The following is a 3,031-nucleotide window of genomic DNA, read 5'->3' on the forward strand; positions in this document are numbered from 1 at the left end:
AATTACGCATAACGACCAAGGTGTTCCGACGTTTTGCGAGTGCGAAGCACTTGGCACGAGGCTTGCCCTGCAAGACGAGTGACAAAGCAAAATGTGGTGTAGCCCGAGCAAGGGTCGCGAAGCGAGCCCGCAGCGATGCGGAAGCACCGAAAGTTAGACGAAGGTTGCGCCTATATGCTTAAAATCAATTAAAGATATTTGCAGAAAGGCATGCTCCGGTCCAAGTCCATCCACCAGATTCAGTTTTACTAATCTCAAACTGCAAACTCTTATCTCCGGTTAAATATTGCAAGTTCGACGATTTAGTTATAAGTTTTAATTTATGGGTGCTTATTTTTTCAAGAATCACGTTTGAAAGGGCTGAGTTAGTCATATCAAGAAATACACCTGAATTACAAATAGCTGCACTCATACTACAATTTCCAAAAGTAGATAAGAGTTTAGCGTCTTTAGCCTTTACAGCATTGGCAATATTGCTGATCAGAGTTTCCTTACTAGATACTTCGAAGTCTTTAAACCCAGCTAGGTAACAATCTGCAATTCTCTCAATTATTTTTGCCTCACCATAAGACATGATAGAGTCTGGCCCATATTCTAATTGAATATTAGGATTAGAAAGGATTTTTATTGATAATTCTTTTGCAAAGTTAGGATTCCTTTTTGCCACTCCCCTTCCAATCGCTGCCAATTCTTTTACATTAAGTTCAGTATATTTTGATGTATATCCACCAAAGATCCAACCTACAAAGGAAGGATTACTAATTTTATACCATTTTGCTTTTCGAGCATTAATAATTTCAAAAGAGCCACTTTCATCTAAAATTGTAAAAGTTTCACCGATGAGAACAGAATTGATTATTTTTGAATTCTTATTCGGATTTTCCCGAACATTAACCTTATCTCCGATAATAACAACTTCTTCAGCTAATAAAAAAAGCGGAAATATAAACAAATGAGCTAAAATTAGAATCTTTATTTTCATAATTAAATTTTGCGCAACTTTCGTCTAACGACCAAGCCTAGCCGACGTTTCGCGAGTCCGAAGGACTTGGCGCGAGGCTTGCTTAGCAAGACGAGTGACAAAGCGAAATGTGCCGTAGGCCAAGCAAGGGTCGCGTAGCGAGCCCGAAGCGCTGCGGCTGAGGCGAAAGTTAGACGCCGTAAACATTCTCAAAAACTTTGAATTCGTTCTCGATATGTTTTCACTATTAGCTTTAATCGTCGAATGTTCGTTCTCAGCATCCCAGGTCGATAGTTACTTATAGCTTCAACGCAAGAAGCGAGTATGCCAGCAGTCATATCAATTAACGGACTCAATGTTAAATCGTCGACTTCCGTAAATACTCTAATTTTGGCGGTACCATTGTTTACATTAAACTTTTTATCTAGTAACTTTAAAAGGTTTCCATGTGTTTGTGATGATAAATGTGAATAAATAGTATAATATTCTGGCTCCATCTGAGCTTTTTGAAATTTATCAATTATTTTCAAGCTCTTTATATTCTGTTCAGTAGCTACTTTTTTAATCTTCGCAATATCTAGTTTTTCTTGATCTATTGCTGATTCTGATGGAAAAAATATTTTAACTAACGGATGCTCACTCGCTCTATCTCTATACTTTAGCTGTTTCTCCCTTTGCTGAGCATTTTCAATTTCTAATGACTTTTCATAGTCAGGGATTGTCATTAAATTTCGAAAATCTACATAGGATTCCACCATAGATCGGAGTAAGCCAAAAATTGGCTGTTCATTCTCAGTCCTTAATAATACCATAATGGAATTTGCATATTCTATTATAAAACTCCATTTCACTGCGAGCAATATCAATTTTTGATCCCCGACGACTAAATTTGCATTCTTTATCGATCTAAGATTTATATTGATTAATGTTCTTAAAAAATGATCTAACGTTTCTCTCATAAAATCAATTTTGTTTATGGCGTCTAACGACCGAGGTGCTCCGACGTTTGCAACGGCACGAGTTTGCTCTGCAAACGAAGTGACGGAAGCAAATGTGGCGAAGCCCAAGCGAGTGGGTCACGAAGTGAGCCCCGAGCGGCGCGGAGGCACCGGAAGTTAGTCGCTGTGCTCTTTAGAAGAGACTATTTTCATGGACTTTTTATTATATACCCTAATCAAATAAATAATTGAGAAAATCGGCACACTTGCCCCAAGAATCCAAGGACCCGTATTTCCATTTTTAGAAAAGCTAACCCCAACAAAACTAAGATAAATCAATTGATATGAAAAAGATGCAGTAAACCAATTAAAGAAAAGTTTAGTAATACTAAACATATTAAGAACCATCCAAAGCAATTGGCGCTCAGGTGGATTTTTGAAAGCAATAAAATATGCTGAAGTCATCACAAGTAGAGAAACAATTAGCGATATGCTTAAAGCGACTATGTGCATTGCAGTAAAGGGTTGCAAAGATAAACTTATTTGTTCTTCGAAGTTAGAATTAAAATCATCGAAATGGATTCCTACTATACTTATCTCATCATCTTCCAACTCGCGAAGAGTTATTTTTACAAGATAACTCGTTGAATCATTTCTAATTCCCTTAAGTACCATAGAGACGTATCTCTCCGAAGTCTCATCATCTAATGCCTGTGTATAATTATATTCGAGAAGCTGGTATCTCACCGTCCCTGTTAGATATTTTTCCGTTTTAACTATGAATTCCTTTATATTGGAATCAGAATTAATTTCGTCAGAAAAGTATTTTGAAAAAGTTCGATCACTAAGTTTCTCTACAGTAAACTTATAACCTGTGGTGTTAATATATTCAGAATAATCAATAAGAGTAGGTTCATTCCATTGAGAGATAAGAATTCCCACTATAGCGATTGGAAATAAGATCGTTATAGCAAAGAGTCCGTAAATAGTGTATTTTTTCATTTTATCCTTTTAAAAAAATATTTAAAGAGCATGGCGACTAACGACCAAGGCTTGACGACGTTTCGCGAGTCCGAAGGACTTGGCGCGGGGCTTGCTTTGCAAGACGAGTGACAAAGCGAAATGTGCCGAA

General features: G+C 37.1%; 3 protein-coding genes. All 3 read right to left on the minus strand.

Annotated features, from left to right (window positions below):
* Window positions 1–184 precede the first annotated feature (184 nt).
* A complete protein-coding gene (locus LEP1GSC192_RS16185; protein WP_020771073.1) occupies window positions 185–982 on the minus strand; it encodes an SH3 domain-containing protein in 798 nt (265 codons plus the stop codon).
* 188 nt (window positions 983–1,170) lie between these two features.
* The gene (locus LEP1GSC192_RS16190; protein WP_157186927.1) at window positions 1,171–1,920 is read right to left on the minus strand and encodes a DUF5677 domain-containing protein; all 750 of its coding nucleotides are present in this window, start codon (window positions 1,918–1,920) and stop codon (window positions 1,171–1,173) included.
* A gap of 156 nt (window positions 1,921–2,076) precedes the next feature.
* Window positions 2,077–2,901, minus strand: coding sequence for a hypothetical protein (locus LEP1GSC192_RS16195; protein ID WP_020771074.1), 825 nt, complete (start codon window positions 2,899–2,901; stop codon window positions 2,077–2,079).
* Window positions 2,902–3,031: the final 130 nt, after the last annotated feature.

It is taken from the genome of Leptospira sp. B5-022, from assembly GCF_000347035.1.
GTDB lineage: Bacteria > Spirochaetota > Leptospiria > Leptospirales > Leptospiraceae > Leptospira_B > Leptospira_B cinconiae.

Excerpts from the sequence above, each read along its gene's own strand:
- LEP1GSC192_RS16185 (WP_020771073.1), bottom strand. The coding sequence starts at position 982 with ATGAAAATAAAGATTCTAATTTTAGCTCATTTGTTTATATTTCCGCTT.
- LEP1GSC192_RS16190 (WP_157186927.1), bottom strand. The coding sequence starts at position 1,920 with ATGAGAGAAACGTTAGATCATTTTTTAAGAACATTAATCAATATAAAT.
- LEP1GSC192_RS16195 (WP_020771074.1), bottom strand. The coding sequence starts at position 2,901 with ATGAAAAAATACACTATTTACGGACTCTTTGCTATAACGATCTTATTT.